At 68.1% G+C, this 16842-nt stretch carries 14 protein-coding genes; 11 read left to right on the top strand and 3 right to left on the bottom strand.

Annotated features, from left to right (window positions below):
- Positions 1-234: 234 nt before the first annotated feature.
- On the top strand, positions 235-1152 hold the full coding sequence (locus HMPREF2886_RS13655; RefSeq protein ID WP_033976863.1) for a LysR family transcriptional regulator: 918 nt from the start codon (positions 235-237) through the stop codon (positions 1150-1152).
- Positions 1153-1175: 23 nt separating this feature from the next.
- Here the strand turns inward: HMPREF2886_RS13655 and HMPREF2886_RS13650 are convergent, their stop codons facing one another.
- Positions 1176-1901, bottom strand: a complete 726-nt coding sequence (locus tag HMPREF2886_RS13650; protein WP_070747610.1) for an acid phosphatase — start codon at positions 1899-1901, stop codon at positions 1176-1178.
- Between the two features lie 247 nt (positions 1902-2148).
- Between HMPREF2886_RS13650 and HMPREF2886_RS13645 the strand changes: the two genes are divergently transcribed.
- Entirely contained in the window at positions 2149-3507 is a 1359-nt protein-coding gene (locus tag HMPREF2886_RS13645) for an OprD family porin (protein ID WP_070747607.1), read from the top strand.
- A 22-nt stretch (positions 3508-3529) separates the two neighbouring features.
- On the opposite strand, the gene HMPREF2886_RS13640 is transcribed toward HMPREF2886_RS13645, so the two are convergent.
- Complete coding sequence (locus tag HMPREF2886_RS13640) at positions 3530-4597, bottom strand: ABC transporter substrate-binding protein (RefSeq protein WP_033973577.1); 1068 nt, start codon at positions 4595-4597, stop codon at positions 3530-3532.
- Between the two features lie 266 nt (positions 4598-4863).
- Between HMPREF2886_RS13640 and HMPREF2886_RS13635 the strand changes: the two genes are divergently transcribed.
- The 3 genes from HMPREF2886_RS13635 (at position 4864) to atsA (ending at position 9015) form a co-directional block, all read left to right on the top strand.
- Positions 4864-6480 carry an ABC transporter permease gene (locus HMPREF2886_RS13635; protein ID WP_079394891.1) on the top strand — a complete coding sequence of 539 codons (1617 nt, stop codon included), beginning with the start codon at positions 4864-4866 and terminating at the stop codon, positions 6478-6480.
- A complete protein-coding gene (locus HMPREF2886_RS13630) occupies positions 6477-7316 on the top strand; it encodes an ABC transporter ATP-binding protein (protein WP_033973576.1) in 840 nt (279 codons plus the stop codon). The genes HMPREF2886_RS13635 and HMPREF2886_RS13630 overlap by 4 nt, the downstream gene beginning before the upstream one ends.
- Positions 7317-7404: 88 nt before the next feature.
- A complete protein-coding gene (gene atsA / locus HMPREF2886_RS13625; protein WP_070747604.1) occupies positions 7405-9015 on the top strand; it encodes an arylsulfatase AtsA in 1611 nt (536 codons plus the stop codon).
- Positions 9016-9114: 99 nt separating this feature from the next.
- Here atsA and HMPREF2886_RS13620 read toward each other — a convergent pair whose 3' ends face one another.
- The gene (locus HMPREF2886_RS13620) at positions 9115-9867 is read right to left on the bottom strand and encodes a 3-oxoacyl-ACP reductase family protein (RefSeq protein WP_079385280.1); all 753 of its coding nucleotides are present in this window, start codon (positions 9865-9867) and stop codon (positions 9115-9117) included.
- 117 nt (positions 9868-9984) lie between these two features.
- Between HMPREF2886_RS13620 and HMPREF2886_RS13615 the strand changes: the two genes are divergently transcribed.
- From HMPREF2886_RS13615 to aer2, 6 genes are all read left to right on the top strand, one after another.
- On the top strand, positions 9985-10917 hold the full coding sequence (locus tag HMPREF2886_RS13615) for a LysR family transcriptional regulator (RefSeq protein ID WP_033973573.1): 933 nt from the start codon (positions 9985-9987) through the stop codon (positions 10915-10917).
- A 180-nt stretch (positions 10918-11097) separates the two neighbouring features.
- On the top strand, positions 11098-12282 hold the full coding sequence (cttP, locus tag HMPREF2886_RS13610; RefSeq protein WP_371915123.1) for a trichloroethylene chemotactic transducer CttP: 1185 nt from the start codon (positions 11098-11100) through the stop codon (positions 12280-12282).
- A 197-nt stretch (positions 12283-12479) separates the two neighbouring features.
- Positions 12480-12845 (top strand): response regulator, encoded by a 366-nt coding sequence (locus HMPREF2886_RS13605; protein WP_003083943.1) that lies wholly within the window; start codon positions 12480-12482, stop codon positions 12843-12845.
- Between the two features lie 27 nt (positions 12846-12872).
- A complete protein-coding gene (locus HMPREF2886_RS13600; RefSeq protein ID WP_070747601.1) occupies positions 12873-14792 on the top strand; it encodes a chemotaxis protein CheA in 1920 nt (639 codons plus the stop codon).
- Complete coding sequence (locus tag HMPREF2886_RS13595; protein ID WP_003083938.1) at positions 14779-15264, top strand: chemotaxis protein CheW; 486 nt, start codon at positions 14779-14781, stop codon at positions 15262-15264. The genes HMPREF2886_RS13600 and HMPREF2886_RS13595 overlap by 14 nt, the downstream gene beginning before the upstream one ends.
- A gap of 35 nt (positions 15265-15299) precedes the next feature.
- Positions 15300-16842: aerotaxis transducer Aer2 (aer2, locus tag HMPREF2886_RS13590; RefSeq protein ID WP_070747599.1), on the top strand; the 1543-nt coding region annotated here is incomplete at its 3' end.

The following is a 16842-nucleotide window of genomic DNA, read 5'->3' as shown; positions in this document are numbered from 1 at the left end:
GACTGTCAGGGGCGACAGCCGCCGGCGACGCGGAAGGGCATTCGGAACGGCGGAGGTGGCGCGGCAAAGGCACGGTGGACCATGTTCAGCTCCTGGGGTCTATCTATGCTTATTACCAAATCGCATATTTTTCTAATTTGTTCTTTGTTGACGGAATAAGAGCTTGCATTTAAAACCAGCACATCCCGAACGGCAAATGCCTTTGTCCAATATTTCCAATGCCGGTAAAGCATCATGGATCTACGCCAGCTGCGTTACTTCATCGCCCTCGCCGAACACCGCAGTTTCGTCCGCGCGGCGGACGCCATGGGCATCACCCAGCCGGCCTTCAGCCGCAGCATCCAGGGCCTGGAGCAGGAGCTTGGCTGCCAGTTGGTGGACCGTGGCAGCAAGGACCTGCGCCCGACGCCGGAAGGCCAGGTGGTGCTGCAACACGCGCTGAGCCTGGTGCAAGGGTCGGCCAACCTGATTCACGAGATCGCCCAGTTGAACAAGCTGGATGCCGGCGAGCTGCGCTTCGGCAGCGGGCCGGCGCCGGCCCAGCAACTGGTGCCGGACGCGGTGGCCGACTTCATCAACCGTCACCCGCGGGTGCAGATCAGCCTGGACGTGGACAACTGGGAAAAGCTCAGCCGCGCCCTGCTCCGCGAAGAGATCGAATTCTTCGTCGCCGACATCCGCGACTTCGAGGCCGACCCGAACTTCCAGACGCGCCCGCTGACCCCGCGCCGCGGCCAGTTCTTCTGCCGTCCGCAACACCCGCTGCTGGGCAAGGACAGCCTGTCCACCAACGACCTGTTCAACTACCCGCTGGCCTCGACTCTGATTCCCCCGGGCATCCGCAAGCTGTTGGCGAACCTCAGCGGCAAGATCGACTTCGCCGCCAACATCCGCTGCGAGAACATGCACGCGCTGATCCGCATCGTCCGCCAGACCGACGCCATCGGCATCGCCAGCGACGAGACCCTGAGCCCCTACCTGCAGCGCGGCGAACTGCAACCGCTACAGTGGCGCAACCTGCCGCAGAACCTGGATAGCCTCAGCGCCCGCTGCGGCATCATCAGCCGCAGCGGCTACCGGCTTTCGGCGGCGGCCAAGGCGATGATCGAGACGCTGGTGGAACTGGACCAGGCGCAACACGCGGCGGCCTGAGCGGCCGCGCGGTTTCCCTTCTTCTACTGGAGTTTCGGCAACCCCAGCGCGCCGCGCAGTTCCTCGCGCACCGCGGCGAAGTCGGCGGCCACCGCCGGGTCGGCCAGCAGGCTCGCGACCAGCGCCGCGGCGGCGGTCTGCCCGCCTTCCAGGTCGCTGGGGAAGTGCACGCCGGCCAGCACGCGGCTCTGCGCATGCTCCTCGGCGCGGGCGAAGAACGCGTCGTGATGCTCCGGCACCAGCATGCTCAGCAGCGAGGCCTTGAAGTAGCTATCCATGGTATGGCCGCTGGGGTAGGACTCGCCTTCCGGCGGCGGCAGCACCGGCTCGACCATCGGCGTCAACTCGTAGGGACGCGGGCGGGCGAAGTGCTTCTTCGCCGGCATCAGCACCTCGACCAGGTTTTCCTGGGCGCGGTTGAAGAAACTCCGGGTCAGCGACAGGCGTTCCTTGTCGAACGACGCGCCCAGCAGGTCGCCGGCGAAGGGAAAGACGTTGTCCTCCCACTGGTCGTGGGCACGCACCCGGCGTACCTGTTCGGGCGTACGCAGGCGTTGCGCCTCCAGCACCGCGCCGAGATCGGCGACGGCCGCAGCCGAGTCCGCCGCCGGCGGCGGCGGGAGGTAGTCGGCCAGGCGCGGAGGGTGGGCCAGCGGATAGGGCGCAGCGGCGGTCTCCCCGAGACAAGACAGCGGCGCGAGCAGCGAAAGGCAAAGCAAGAGCGAAGGGCATAGGGTCTTGTTGTTCATGAAGCGTATTCCCTGAGGCGAGGTTGCATCGGGAGCCGAGGCTCCCACCCACGGCCGTTGCGGATGACGGCCGACGCCACACTCTCCGTCGGTGACTTCCGAAATGCTTGACCCGGCCTGCCGTTGCACATGCCTGCCCCTGCCAATGGCAGGCCCCGGCAAAAGCCGAGGCAGGGAAACACAAGCGGCCTGCGGAGCGACTTCCGAGACTGCGCCCACCTGGCACTCAGGTGGGAGAAAACAATAAATGCAAAATCTCAGACGCGCTGTATTCGCCGGCCTGGTCGCCGGCACGCTTTCCGAAGGGGCGGCCGCGACGGCCGGGGATGGGGGCTTCGTCGAGGACAGCGAACTGCAGTTCCTCGCCCGCACCTACTACTTCAACCGCGACTACCGCGACAGCCCCAACAACGCCGGGCGCAACCGCTTCAAGCCCAGGAGCGAGCGCAACGGCTACCGCGAGGAAACCACCCAGGGCCTGCGCCTCCAGTTCGCCTCCGGCTACACGCCGGGCAGCCTCGGCTTCGGCCTCGACGCCCATGCCATGCTCGGCCTGCAACTGGACAGCGGCGGCGGCCGCACCGGCACCGGCAACCTGCCGGTCGGCACCGACGGCCATCCCGACCATCGCTACGGCAAGGTCGGTGGCGCCCTCAGGCTACGCCACGGCGAAACCCGCCTGAAGTACGGCCAGACCACCACCAGCGCACCGGTGTTCGCCGCCAGCAGCAACCGTACGCTGGCCGGCATGGCCTACGGCCTGCTGCTGGAGGACCGCTCGTTCGACGGGCTACTGCTCGAGGGCGGGCGCTTCACCGCCGCCGCCGGCCCCGGCGAATCCAAGGTCCGCGGCGACATCAGCACCGTCTACGGCCGCCTCGGCGCCTATCCGGTACGCCTCGACGCAGTCGGCTTCCTCGGCGGTCAATGGCAGGCCTCCGAGCGGCTGCAACTGTCGCTCTACGCCTCGCGCTTCGACGACATCTGGCAGCAGGCCTATTTCGGCGCCAGCCATCGCCAGCCGCTGGGCGAGGAGCGCGCGCTGCTGGTCGACCTCGGCGCCTACCGCACCCGCGACAGCGGCCAGAGCCGCTTCGGCCGCATCGACACCCTGGCCGGTTCCCTGGCCCTGGGCTACGAACAGGGACCGCAGCGCATCACCCTGGCCTACCAGCATGTCCGTGGCGGCCAGCCGTTCGACTACATGGCCTTCGGCGACGGGCGCTCCAGCGCATCCATGGTACTGGCCAACTCGGTGGGCTACTCCGACTTCAACGGACCGGGCGAGCGTTCCTGGCAATTGCGCCACGACCTGGACCTCGGCGCGCTCGGCCTGCCCGGGCTCAGCCTGCACGCGCTGCATGCCCGCGGCCGTGCCGGGGCCAGCGCCAGCAGTGCCGCCGAGAGCATCTACGCCGGACTCTACGGGCGTGGCGGGCGGCACCGGGAAAGCGACCTCGGCTTCGCCTATCGGGTCAAGGCGGGCCCCCTCGCCGGCCTCGCGCTGCGCGCCTCGCAGGCCTGGCACCGGGGCAACGCGAGCTATCTCGACGGCGACATCGACGAAACCCGGTTGGTCGTCGATTACTCCCGCTCGATCTGGTGACGCCCCGGGCCGCGGCTCGGCGTCACTCCGCCGCCTGCGCCACGGCCTTGGCCTTGGCCTTGGCCAGCTTGCCGGCCGCTTCCAGCAGTTCCGGTGCGGCCCACTGCTCGGCGCTGAATTCGCGACGGATCAGGCCGAAACGCTTGGCCGCCTGGATCGAAGCATCCAGCCGGCCAAGGAAATCGGCGTCCAGGCGCGGCGACAGGGCGTCGCCCAGCTTGCGGCCACGGTACTCGCTCTGCAGGATCACCACCGGGTAGCTGGCCTGCTTCGACACCAGTTCGATGTAGGCGTCGCGGTTCTCCTCGCGGGCCAGCCAGTCCTGGGCCTGCAACTGCACCTTGAGCAGCCGCTCGGTGATGTCCGGATGGGCATCGACGAAGGCTCCGGAGCCGACCAGCAGCGCCTGCAGGGTGCCGGCGCCGTTCAGGTCGCGGGTGCTCAGCGGAATTTCCGCGAGCCCGCGGTCGCGCAGGGCGAACAGTCCGGCCAGGCCCCAGGTGGCATCGATCTGCCTGGCTGCGAGGGCGGACAGGGCGGCGCTGAAATCGAGGTTGATCACCTTCAGGTCCTTCTCGCTGAGACCGACGCTGGCCAGGGCATTGTCGAAGGACAACTGGCTGGCGGTGCCACGGAAGATGCCTACGCGCTTGCCCTTGAGATCCTCCAGGGTCTTGATCCCGGAGCCCGGCTGCACGCCGAGATAGTGGTTGACCCCTCGCGCGGTAGCGGCCAGCAGGCGGCTGTCCAGGCCTCCGGACTTGCCGATGATCGCCGCCAGGTCGCCGAGGTAGGCGAAGTCCACCTGGCCGTTGGCGAACGCTTCGTTGACCACCGGGCCGGCTCCCTTGAAGAAGCTCCATTTCACCTCGATGCCGTCGTTGGCGAATTCCTTCTCCAGCAACTGGCGGGTGTAGAGCACGTCGACCACGCCGCCGCCCGAGTGCGAGCTGCCGGCGCTGACGTCCGGCACCGCGATGCGGATCTCCTTCGGCGGAGCGGCGCTCGCCAGCGGCACGTAGGCACTGAGCAAGCCGGCGAGGACAGGCGCGGCGAACAGACCGAGCAGGGAAGACGTAAGCGCTTTCATGGGGCGGCTCCTTGGAACGGGAAGAGAGGGATTCCCGCCGGGAGCGGGTGTGCGGCTAGCTATGCACAGCGGCGCCTCGAAAATAAATAATAAAAATTCATTTTTTTATAACCATAAGCAGTATGACAGGCCGCACGGGCCTCTCCGCGTCATATGCAGCCAGAGCATGGAAAATATTCTCCAAATGCATTTGCCGCTGCCTGGCGCCTTTCTTTAAATGGCCCTTCTTAGCGAAAAAATGCATCGATTCGGCGATTTATATTCCCATGAAGAATATCGATAAAACCCTTTCGCCCGCCTGGAGCCGGCCCCTGCCGCGCCTGGCGCCGCCGTCCTCCGCGGCTTTCGCCAGGCGCCTGGGGGACAGCCTGCTGCCCTGGTTGCTGCCGCTCGGGCTGGCGCTGCTGTGGTGGGTCGCCAGCCATCGCCACTGGATGTCGGCCCAGGTGCTGCCGACTCCCGAGCTGGTCTGGCAGAGCGCCCGTGAGTTGCTCGCCGGCGAACTCTGGAGCGAATTGGCGATCAGCCTGCGGCGCCTGGCCTGGGGCCTGCTCGCCGGGGTCGCCAGCGGCGCCGCGCTAGGCGCCTGGCTGGGCTTCAGTCCGCGTGCCGAGCGCCTGGTCTTCCCCACCTTCAGCGCCCTCGCGCAGATCCCCACGCTGGCCTGGATCCCGCTGTTCATGCTGTTCTTCGGCATCGGCGAACTGCTCAAGCTGGTGGTGCTGGTAAAGGCGGTCGTGGTGCCGGTGACCATCCATACCCTGGTCGGCGTGCGCGACGCCCAGCCCAAGCTGCGCGAAGCCGCCGCAGTACTGCGCCTGCCGCCACGCCTGCTGGTCTGGCGGCTGATCCTGCCGGCGGCGCTGCCGGCCTTCCTCACCGGGCTGCGCCTGGCCCTGGCGCAGGGCTGGACCTCGCTGCTGGCGGTCGAGCTGCTGGCTTCCAGCGAGGGTATCGGCTACCTGATGGTGCAGGGCCGGCAACTGTTCATGCTCGACATCGTGTTCGTCTGCATCCTCGTCATCGGCCTGGTCGGGGTGGGTATGGATCGCGCCATCCAGTGGCTCGACCGCCGCCTGCTGCACTGGCCGCAAGCCGCCACCGGTGAATTCCGCCGGCGCCCGCCTGGACGCGGCTGGCAGCGCCTGCAGGTCTGGCTGCCGCCGCTGGGGCTGCTGCTCCTGTGGCAGTCGGCGAGCAGCGCCGAATGGGTCGATCCGGCGATCCTCGCCAGCCCTCTGGAAGTGGCGCGGGCGACCTGGAGCGGAGCGCTCGACGGCAGCCTGCCGGGCGCCCTGTTCGACAGCCTGAAGCGCACGCTCGGCGGCCTCCTGCTGGGCGGCGGCCTGGGGTTCCTCGGCGGCCTTCTGCTCGGTCTGTGGCGCCCGGCGGAACGCTTCTTCGGCCCCACTTTCGCGGCACTGCGGCAGGTGGCGATCTTCGCCTGGGTGCCGCTGCTCACCGCCTGGTTCGGCCTGGGCGAACCGGCCAAGCTGACGTTCGTCGCAATCGCCGCCTTCTTCCCGCTGCTGCTGGCCACCCAGCGCGGCATCGCCAGCCTGCCGCCGAGCCTCGGCGAGGCGGCTCGGGTGCTGCGCCTGGGGCCCTGGCGCCGGCTGCTCCGGCTGGTCCTGCCGGGTGCCGCCCCGTCGGTGTTCGCCGGCCTGCGCCTGGCGCTGATCTACGCCTGGCTGGGAACCATCGGCGCCGAGTACTTCATGCCCTCCGACGGCGGCATCGGCAGCCTGATGATCGGCGCCCAGCAATTGTTCCGCATGGACCTGATCGGCGCCGGCATGCTCCTGGTCGGCCTCACCGGCGCCCTGCTCAATGCCCTCGGCCAACGCATCGAAGCGCGCGCCACGCGCTGGAGACACGCATGAACGCATTCACCGCGCCCGCCACGAGCACCCCGCTGGTCAGCTTCCGCCAGGTGCGCAAACACTTCGCCGTGGACGGCCGGCGACTGGAAGCGATCCGGCAGTTCGACCTGGAGATCGGCGAGGGCGAGTTCATCGCCATCGTCGGCGCCAGCGGCTGCGGCAAGTCGACCCTGCTGCGCCTGCTGATCGGCCTGGACCGCGACTACGACGGCGAGATCCGCGTCGACGGCCGGCCAATCGCCGGCATCGGCGGCGAACGCGGCATCGTGTTCCAGGAGCACCGCCTGTTCCCCTGGCTGACGGTGCAGCAGAACGTCGCCCTCGGCCTGGTCAACGAAGCCCTTGGCGAAACCGACAAGGCGGCGCGGATCGACGAATACATCCGCCTGGTCGGCCTGCACGGCTTCGAGCGTGCCTACCCGCACCAGTTGTCCGGCGGCATGGCCCAGCGCGTGGCGATCGCCCGTGGCCTGGTGGCCAGCCCGCGCCTGCTGCTGCTCGACGAGCCGTTCAGCGCCCTCGATGCACTGACCCGCCAGCAATTGCAGGAAGAGCTGCTGGCGATCCGTCGGCGCACCCGCATCACCACCCTGCTGGTCACCCACGACGTCGAGGAAGCGCTCTACCTGGCCGACCGGGTAGTGGTGATGGAGCCGCGTCCGGGGCGGATCAGGCGGGTGGTCGAGGTGGACCTGGCGCATCCGCGCGAGCGCGGTGGCTTCGACTTCCTGCGCCAGCGCGAAGCGCTGCTGCACGAACTGACCGCCGACGGCGAGTACGTCGCGCCGCCGCCGCGACGGGTGGAAAACCTGCCCTTCGAATTCCTCGCTTGCTGAAAAGCCCCTTGCCCTGGCCCTTTCCCCCCTGCGGGAAGGGCGGGGGCGAGGGCCCCACCCTCTCCTCCCATCCAGACGAGACCCGCGCATGAGCAAACGCCCCAACTTCCTGGTGATCGTCGCCGACGACCTGGGCTTCTCCGATATCGGCGCCTTCGGCGGCGAGATCGCCACGCCGAACCTCGACGCCCTGGCCATCGCCGGCCTGCGCCTGACCGACTTCCACACCGCCTCGACCTGCTCGCCGACCCGCTCGATGCTGCTCACCGGCACCGACCACCACATCGCCGGGATCGGCACCATGGCCGAGGCGCTGACCCCGGAGCTGGAAGGCAAGCCGGGTTACGAAGGGCATCTCAACGAGCGCGTGGTGGCGCTGCCGGAGCTGCTTCGCGAGGCCGGCTACCAGACCCTCATGGCCGGCAAGTGGCACCTCGGCCTGAAGCCGGAACAGACGCCCCATGCACGCGGTTTCGAGCGTTCCTTCTCGCTGCTGCCGGGCGCCGCCAACCACTATGGCTTCGAGCCTCCCTACGACGAAAGCACTCCGCGCATCCTCAAGGGTACGCCAGCGCTCTACGTGGAAGACGAGCGCTACCTCGACACGCTGCCGGAGGGCTTCTATTCCTCCGACGCCTTCGGCGACAAGCTGCTGCAATACCTCAAGGAGCGCGACCAGAGCCGGCCGTTCTTCGCCTACCTGCCGTTCTCCGCGCCGCACTGGCCGCTGCAGGCGCCGCGGGAGATCGTCGAGAAGTACCGCGGCCGCTACGACGCCGGTCCAGAGGCGCTGCGCCAGGAACGCCTGGCCCGGCTCAAGGAGCTGGGCCTGGTGGAGGCGGACGTCGAAGCCCATCCGGTGCTCGCCCTGACCCGCGAGTGGGAGGCCCTGGAGGACGAGGAACGGGCGAAGTCGGCGCGGGCGATGGAGGTCTACGCGGCGATGGTCGAGCGCATGGACTGGAACATCGGCAGGGTCGTGGACTACCTGCGCCGGCAGGGCGAGCTGGACAACACCTTCGTCCTGTTCATGTCCGACAACGGCGCCGAAGGCGCCCTGCTGGAGGCATTCCCGAAATTCGGCCCGGACCTGCTGGGCTTTCTCGACCGGCACTACGACAACAGCCTGGAAAACATCGGCCGCGCCAATTCCTACGTCTGGTATGGCCCGCGCTGGGCCCAGGCGGCCACCGCACCATCGCGCCTGTACAAGGCGTTCACCACCCAGGGCGGCATTCGCGTGCCGGCGCTGGTGCGCTACCCGCGACTAAACCGGCAGGGTGCGATCAGCCATGCCTTCGCCACGGTGATGGACGTCACCCCGACCATCCTCGACCTCGCCGGTGTCCGCCACCCAGGCAAGCGCTGGCGCGGCCGCGAGATCGCCGAGCCGCGCGGCAGGTCTTGGCTGGGCTGGCTTTCCGGCGAGACCGAGGCGGCCCACGACGAGAACACCGTGACCGGCTGGGAGCTGTTCGGCATGCGTGCGATCCGCCAGGGCGACTGGAAGGCGGTGTACCTGCCGGCCCCGGTGGGCCCGGCCACCTGGCAACTCTACGACCTGGCCCGCGACCCGGGCGAGATCCACGACCTCGCTGACAGCCAGCCGGGCAAGCTGGCGGAGCTGATCGAGCATTGGAAGCAATACGTCAGCGAGACCGGTGTCGTAGAGGGGGCTTCGCCTTTCCTGGTGCGATAAGCGGAACCTCTCCCCTCGCCCTCTCCCTTCAGGAGGGAACGTCTGGCCAGAAGGTCGGGGAGAGGGGCTACTTCGCCGGGTGGAACGAGGCGACCAGGGTCAGGCCGAGAAACCGCCATCGATGCTCAGGCTGGCCCCGGTGATGTAGGCCGCTTCCGGCCCGGCCAGGTAGGCGACGAAGCTGGCGATTTCCTCGCTGCGGGCGTAGCGCGGCAGCGCCATCAGGCCCTTGAGGGCCTCGGCGAAGTCGCCGTCGTCCGGGTTCATGTCGGTATCCACCGGACCCGGCTGCACGTTGTTCACCGTGATCCCGCGCGGGCCGAGGTCGCGGGCCAGGCCCTTGGTCAGGCCGACCAGCGCCGACTTGCTCATCGCGTAGGTGGCGCCGCCGGCGAACGGCATGCGCTCGGCATTGGTACTGCCGATGCTGATCACCCGCCCGCCGTCGCCCATGTGCCTGACTGCCGCCTGGGTGGCGACGAAGACGCTGCGCACGTTGATCGCCAGGGTCCGGTCGAAGTCGGCCAGCGGCAGCTCTTCCACCGAACCGAGGGCGAGGACGGCGGCGTTGTTGACCAGGATGTCGATGCGTCCGAAGCGAGCCGCCGCTTCGTCGACGGCGGCGACGAGCGCGGCCGCGTCGGCGCTATCGGCATGCAGGGCCAGGATGCTGGCTCCGGCGCCCTCGAGTTCGGCCGCCAGGGCCCGGGACTTGTCCGCCGAGCTGACGTAGGTGAAGGCGACGCTGGCGCCTTCGGCGGCCAGCCGGCGGACGATGGCGGCGCCGATGCCACGGGAACCGCCCTGGACGAAGGCGACTTTGCCGGCGAGGGATGCAGAGGATACGGACATGGAAATCTCCATAGGAGTGGATAGACAGGCCCCCGAGTTTCCGTCGTCCATTGCAGACCTGGTAGCGGGTAATCGCTATATTCAGCCGATACCAATGGTTTATGCGGGCCCTTTCCCATGGAAACCCTCAGCAACATCCAGTGCTTCGTCCGCAGCGCCGAGGCCGGCAGCTTCGCCGAGGCCGCCAGGCGCCTGGGCCTGACGCCGGCCGGGGTGGGCAAGAACGTCGCCCGCCTGGAAAGCAACCTCGGCGTGCGCCTGTTCCAGCGCAGCACCCGGCGCCTGACCCTGACCGAAGCCGGGGAGCGTTTCCTGCAAGAGGTCGGCGGCAGCCTGGAAGGCATCCAGACCGCTCTCGCCAACGTCTCCAGCGTCGGCAACCAACCCAGCGGCACGTTGAAGGTCAGCATGGGGCTGGCCTTCGGCCGCGACTACATCCTGCCGCTGCTCGGCGAGTTCCTCGAACGCTATCCCGACATCGTGCCCGACTGGCATTTCGACAATCGCCAGGTCGACCTCATCGGCGAAGGCTTCGACGCCGCCATCGGCGGCGGTTTCGAACTGCCTCCCGGGGTGGTGGCGCGCAACCTGACGCCGGGCCACCTGATCCTCCTCGCCTCGCCCGCCTACCTCCGCGACAAGCCGCCGATCCGCCATCCAGGCGACCTGGGCGGCTTCGACGGCATCCGCATCCGCTCGCCGCAGACCGGCCGCGTGCGCTCCTGGCCGCTGCGCCGCCGCGATGGCGAGGAGGCGCCGATCGAGCTGCGCGAACGCATGACCATGAGCGACCCGGAAGCCACCTGCGAGGTCGCCGCCATGGGCCTGGGCATCACCCTGGTATGCATGCAGCACGCCTATGCCTACCTGGAGTCCGGCGCCCTGGTGCGGGTCCTGCCGGACTGGTACGTCGACGCCGGCAACACCAGTCTCTACTACGCGGCGAACAAGCTGCTACCGGCCAAGACCCGGGTCTTCGTCGACTTCGTCGTCGACTACTTCCGCCGCCAGGACCTGGCCCGGCGCTTCTCCGCCTTCCCAACCGGCTAGCGCCAGCCATCCGTCGCCTCGGCAACCGGGAAAAGGCCCTGGCACCGGCCTCGCCGGAAAAACGGCAGTTTGACATTACCGATTGGGACTCTAGTTTTAGAAAACGCCGCCGACGAGCTTGGAAAGCGTCTTCCGCACGGTCCCGGGGGACCGCCTGGAAGCCCTGCTCCGATCCGGCACATGGAGTGCAGCATGCGCGAGTCCCTCGGTGTTTCGTTACCATCCCGGCCCCTGCTGCTGAAGCTGGGCCTGCTTTCCCTACCCTGGGCGTTGTGCGCCGGGCTGCAGGCCGTCGGCCTCGGCGTCTGGCTGGTCCTGGCGCTCGGTTGGTTCGCCAGCCTGGCCATGCTCTTCCTCCTCCTGCGCGACCCCCGGCAAGCGGTAGCGAACGCCAGTCCGCAGGCGGATGCCGCTTCGCCGGCCTGGAGCGCGGCGCAACGGGCGCTCGCCGACGAAACCGCGCAACTGGACGGCCACGCCCGGCAGATCGACGAACTGCTGCATTCGGCGATCCGCCAGCTCAGCGACAGCTTCCACGGCCTCGCCGAACGCATCGATACCCAGCGCGGCCTGTCCCATTCGCTGATCGAGCGCTACGACGGGCGCGGCCAGGTCGACGAAGGCATCAACTTCCAGGACTTCGTCAGGACCACCCAGCAGACCCTCAGCCTGTTCGTCGAGGCTACCCTGGAAACCAGCCGGACCTCGCAGCAACTGGTGGAACGCATGGACCAGGTGCGCCTGAAGATCACCGAGATCCTGCAATCGACCCAGGACATGGACGCCATCGCCAAGCAGACCAACCTGCTCGCCCTCAACGCCGCCATCGAGGCCGCCCGAGCCGGCGAGAGCGGCCGCGGCTTCGCCGTGGTCGCCGATGAGGTGCGCGCGCTGTCGACCCGCTCCACGGAGTTTTCCGCCGCCATCCGCAAGCACGTCGACGTGGTCCACCACGAGATCCAGGACGCCGAGAGCGCGATCTCGCAACTGGCCGACAAGGACATGTCCTTCGCCCTCGATTCCAAGCAGAAGATCCAGGGCATGCTCGATGACCTGGAAGCGATGAACCGGCACACCCTGAAGGTCATCCACGAACTGGACCGGCTCTCGCTGGAAGTCGGCCAGGGCGTCGACGCGGCGGTCACCGCCCTGCAATTCCAGGACATGGGCAGCCAGTTGCTCGGCCAGATGCGCAAGCACCATGCGCGTCTTGGCGCCTTCGCCCTCGGCCTCGGCGCGCTGGAGGCGCGGCCGCGCCAGGAATGGCCCGAACGGGTCGCGCGGGAGGTCGAGGAACTGCGCCGGCCCTTGCCCAGCCCGGTGAGCCAGAACAGCGTCAACGTGGGCGAAGTGGAATTGTTCTGAGGGGTATCGATAGCCAATCCGTCTAACCGGATAACTATCCGACGAGAAACCGGCGCCAATAATTGAAATCCAGCGGACATTGTCTTTACTGGAACTAGCAAAGGGCCATCAGAGCCCTCCGTCACAGCCACCTGGCACACACCACCTTCGCCGCCGAGCTTGGCGCTGCGGTAGGGACACCGTGAGGACGCAAGACCATGGGCAAACCGATTCTGATCGTCGACGACTCGGCGTCTATCCGCCAGATGCTGAGCTTCACCCTGAAGTCCGCCGGTTACGAGGTGGACGAGGCCGCGGATGGCAAGGAAGGCCTCGGCAAGGCCCAGAGCAAGAGCTACAGCCTGGTGTTCACCGACCAGAACATGCCGAACATGGACGGCCTGTCGCTGATCCGCAGCCTGCGTAACCTGGCCGGCTACCGCAGCGTGCCGATCCTCATGCTGACCACCGAATCGAGCGACGCGATGAAGCAGCAGGGGCGTAGCGCCGGCGCCACCGGCTGGCTGGTGAAGCCGTTCGACCCGCCGAAACTGCTCGAAGTGACGCGCAAGGTCCTGCCCTGATTCCCGTTCCCCCGCGGGGGAGGTCCCATGCCCCAGGATATGAGCCAGTTTCTCCAGGTGTTCTTCGAGGAAACCGAGGAACACCTGGCCACCCTCGAACTCCTCCTGATCGGTCTCGACCTGGACCGGCCGGACAGCGAGACGCTGCACGGCATCTTCCGCGCCGCGCATTCGATCAAGGGTTCCAGCGGAATGTTCGGTTTCGACGACATCACCGCCGTCACCCACGAACTGGAGACCCTGCTCGACCGCATCCGCTGCGGCCAGATGCACCTGCGGCCGGACATGATCAGTTCCTTCCTCGAAGCCCGCGACGTGTTGCAGCGCCTGCTCGACGCCCATCGCAGCGGCCGTCCCGACCCCGGGGTGCCGTTGCTGGAGACGGTCGAGCGGCTGCGCGGCTGGCTGCGGGCGCCGGAGCAGGAAGCGGCAGAGGAAGGCTTCGGCCTGTTCGACGAGGCGCCCGCCAGGGAAACCGCGGACGACGATGCCTTCGGCTTCTTCGACGAAGGCCCGGGCGCTCCGGAACGAGCGGCCGCGCCGGAAGCGTTCGGGCTCTTCGAAGAGGCGCCCGGCGCCCCGGCCGCGAGCGAAGCGTTCGGCTTCTTCGATGAGGCACCGGGTTCCCCACCGGCGGAGGAACGCGCCTTCGGCCTGTTCGACGACGCCCCCGGCAGCCCCGCCGCGCCCAGCGCGCCCGCGCCAGCCGTCGCCGCGACGGCCAGGGGCGCAGTCGCGCCCATGCGTGGCGACGGCGAGTCCGGCTCGATCCGGGTCAGCGTGGAAAAGATCGACAGCCTGATCAACCTGGTCGGCGAACTGGTGATCACCCAGGCCATGCTCGGCCAGCTCGGCGAGCAGCTCGACCCGAGCCGCCACGAGCGCCTGCAGCACGCCCTGGCCCAGCTCGAACACAACACCCGCGACCTGCAGGAATCGGTGATGTCGATCCGCATGCTGCCGATCAACTTCATCTTCAGCCGCTTCCCCAGGCTGGTGCGCGACACCGCCACGCGCCTGGGCAAGCAGGTCGAGCTGCACCTGCACGGCGAGCACACCGAACTGGACAAGAGCGTGATCGAGAAACTCAGCGATCCGCTCACCCACATCGTCCGCAACAGCATCGACCACGGCATCGAAACACCCGCCGAACGCCTCGCCGCCGGCAAGCCGGCGAGCGGCACGGTGAAGCTCGCCGCCAGCCACCAGGGCGGCAGCGTGGTGGTGGAGGTTTCCGACGACGGTCGCGGCCTGTCGCGTCCGCGCATCCTCGCCAAGGCCCGCGAGCGCAACCTGCCGGTGCATGACGGGATGAGCGACGCCGAGGTCTGGCAACTGGTGTTCATGCCCGGCTTCTCCACCGCCGAGACGGTCACCGAGCTGTCCGGACGCGGCGTCGGCATGGACGTGGTGAAGCGCAACATCGGTGCCATGGGCGGGCGCATCGACATCGACTCGGCGCCCGGCATGGGCACTCGCATCGGCATCCGCCTGCCGCTGACCCTGGCGATCCTCGACGGCCTGATCGTCGCCGTGGAAGCGGTCAACTACGTGATTCCGCTGACCTACATCGTCGAGTCGCTGCAGGCGCGCAGCGACGACGTGCGCGGCCTCGGCGGCGAAGACAACGCGATGATCCGCGTACGCGGCGAGTACCTGCCGCTGTTCAGCCTGCACGAGCTGTTGCGCATCGGCGGCGAAGCGCCGGCGCCGGAGCAGGGCATCGTGGTGATCCTCGAGTCCGAGGGGCGCAGCTTCGCCCTGCGGGTGGACGAACTGGTCGGCCAGCAGCAGGTGGTGATCAAGAGCCTGGAACAGAATTTCCGCCGCGTGGAGGGTATCGCCGGCGCCACCATCATGGGCGACGGCAGCGTCGCCCTGATTCTCGACGTCGATGCGCTGCCACGCCTGGCGGCGCGGGAGGGCACCGCCGATGAACGGCACTGAGGCAAGCCAGGCGAACGGCCCGGCGCAGGAATACCTGACCTTCACCCTGGGCCGCGAGGAGTACGCCATCGATATCCTCCGCGTGCAGGAGATCCGCGGCTACGACCAGGTCACCGCGATCGCCAACGCGCCGCCCTTCATCAAGGGCGTGATCAACCTGCGCGGGGCGATCGTGCCGATCGTCGACCTGCGCATCAAGTTCCACCTCGCCGAGGTCACCTACGACCCGTTCACCGTGGTGATCATCCTCAACATCGGCCGGCGCATCGTCGGCGTGGTGGTGGACTCGGTATCCGACGTGATCGCCCTGGGCGGCGACGCGATCAGGCCGCCGCCGGAATTCGGCGCCAGCTTCGACACCGAATACCTGCTCGGCCTGGCCACCGCGGGCGAGCGCATGTTGATCCTGGTGGACATCGAGAGACTGATGACCAGCCGCGAAATGGCGCTGGTCGACGAAGCCGCGGCCTGAGCGGCGCCAACAAGGGATAGGCAGGGGATATCGAAATGGGTCTGTTCAATGCACATGCGGTGGCGCAGCAACGCGCCGACCGGATCGCTACGCTCCTCCAGTCGTTCGCCGACGGCCAGCTCGACACCGCCGTCGGCGAGGCCCCGGCGCCCGGCTACGAGCGTCTCTACGACAGCCTGCGGGCGCTGCAGCGGCAACTGCGCGAACAACGCGCCGAACTCCAGCAGGTGGAAAGCCTGGAGGCAGGGCTGGCGGAGATGAGCCGCCAGCACGAAGCCGGCTGGATCGACCAGACGATTCCCGCCGAACGCCTGGAAGGTCGCGCGGCGCGCATCGCCAAGGGCGTCAACGAACTGGTGGCCGCGCACATAGCGGTGAAGATGAAGGTGGTCAGCGTGGTCACCGCCTACGGCCAGGGCAACTTCGAGCCGCTGATGGACCGCCTGCCGGGCAAGAAGGCGCAGATCACCGAAGCCATCGACGGCGTTCGCGAGCGCCTGCGCGGGGCCGCCGAGGCGACCTCGGCGCAACTGGCCACGGCGGCCTACAACGCGCGGATCAAGAGCGCGCTGGACAACGTCTCGGCCAACGTGATGATCGCCGACAACGACCTCAACATCATCTACATGAACCGCACCGTCAGCGAGATGCTCGGCCGCGCCGAAGCGGATATCCGCAAGCAACTGCCGAACTTCGACGCCGGCCGCCTGATGGGCGCCAACATCGACGTGTTCCACAAGAATCCGGCGCACCAGCGGCACCTGCTGGCCAACCTCACCGGCGTGTACAAGGCCGAGCTCAACCTCGGCGGCCGGCGCTTCTCCCTCGACGTGGTACCGGTGTTCAACGACGCCAACGAACGCCTGGGCTCCGCCGTGCAATGGACCGACCGCACCGAGGAACACCGCGCCGAGCAGGAAGTCTCGCAGCTGGTGCAGGCGGCGGCGGCCGGCGACTTCAGCAAGCGCGTCGAGGAGGCCGGCAAGGAAGGCTTCTTCCTCAGGCTGGCGAAGGACCTGAACAGCCTGGTGGATACCGCCGACCGCGGCTTGCGCGACGTCTCGCGGATGCTCGGGGCGCTGGCCCAGGGCGACCTCACCCAGCGCATCGAGGCCGACTACCAGGGCACCTTCGGCCAGCTCAAGGATTTCTCCAACGACACCGCACAAAGCCTGTCGCGGATGCTCGGGCAGATTCGCGAGGCCGCCGACACCATCAACACCGCCGCCAGCGAGATCGCCAGCGGCAACGCCGAACTGTCGGCGCGCACCGAGCAGCAGGCGTCGAGCCTGGAGGAAACCGCCTCGAGCATGGAAGAACTGACCAGCACCGTGAAGCTCAACGCCGAGAATGCCCGCCAGGCCAACTCGCTGGCGGCCAATGCTTCGGAGGTGGCGACCCAGGGCGGCACCGTGGTGCAGAAGGTGGTCAGCACCATGTCTTCGATCAACGAATCGGCGCGCAAGATCGCCGACATCATCGGGGTGATCGACGGCATCGCCTTCCAGACCAACATCCTCGCCCTCAACGCCGCGGTCGAGGCAGCCCGCGCCGGCGAGCAGGGCCGCGGCTTCGCGG

The sequence above is a fragment of the Pseudomonas sp. HMSC066A08 genome (genome assembly GCF_001813025.1).
GTDB classification, from domain to species: Bacteria; Pseudomonadota; Gammaproteobacteria; order Pseudomonadales; family Pseudomonadaceae; genus Pseudomonas; species Pseudomonas aeruginosa.
The sequence above is the reverse complement of the archived record's forward strand: the minus strand, read 5'-3'. Positions and strand labels throughout refer to the sequence as shown.

Bases quoted from the DNA above. Each gene is read 5' to 3' on its own strand.
- HMPREF2886_RS13655 (WP_033976863.1), top strand. From the start codon at position 235: ATGGATCTACGCCAGCTGCGTTACTTCATCGCCCTCGCCGAACACCGC.
- HMPREF2886_RS13650 (WP_070747610.1), bottom strand. From the start codon at position 1,901: ATGAACAACAAGACCCTATGCCCTTCGCTCTTGCTTTGCCTTTCGCTG.
- HMPREF2886_RS13645 (WP_070747607.1), top strand. From the start codon at position 2,149: ATGCAAAATCTCAGACGCGCTGTATTCGCCGGCCTGGTCGCCGGCACG.
- HMPREF2886_RS13640 (WP_033973577.1), bottom strand. From the start codon at position 4,597: ATGAAAGCGCTTACGTCTTCCCTGCTCGGTCTGTTCGCCGCGCCTGTC.
- HMPREF2886_RS13635 (WP_079394891.1), top strand. From the start codon at position 4,864: ATGAAGAATATCGATAAAACCCTTTCGCCCGCCTGGAGCCGGCCCCTG.
- HMPREF2886_RS13630 (WP_033973576.1), top strand. From the start codon at position 6,477: ATGAACGCATTCACCGCGCCCGCCACGAGCACCCCGCTGGTCAGCTTC.
- atsA (WP_070747604.1), top strand. From the start codon at position 7,405: ATGAGCAAACGCCCCAACTTCCTGGTGATCGTCGCCGACGACCTGGGC.
- HMPREF2886_RS13620 (WP_079385280.1), bottom strand. From the start codon at position 9,867: ATGTCCGTATCCTCTGCATCCCTCGCCGGCAAAGTCGCCTTCGTCCAG.
- HMPREF2886_RS13615 (WP_033973573.1), top strand. From the start codon at position 9,985: ATGGAAACCCTCAGCAACATCCAGTGCTTCGTCCGCAGCGCCGAGGCC.
- cttP (WP_371915123.1), top strand. From the start codon at position 11,098: ATGGAGTGCAGCATGCGCGAGTCCCTCGGTGTTTCGTTACCATCCCGG.
- HMPREF2886_RS13605 (WP_003083943.1), top strand. From the start codon at position 12,480: ATGGGCAAACCGATTCTGATCGTCGACGACTCGGCGTCTATCCGCCAG.
- HMPREF2886_RS13600 (WP_070747601.1), top strand. From the start codon at position 12,873: ATGCCCCAGGATATGAGCCAGTTTCTCCAGGTGTTCTTCGAGGAAACC.
- HMPREF2886_RS13595 (WP_003083938.1), top strand. From the start codon at position 14,779: ATGAACGGCACTGAGGCAAGCCAGGCGAACGGCCCGGCGCAGGAATAC.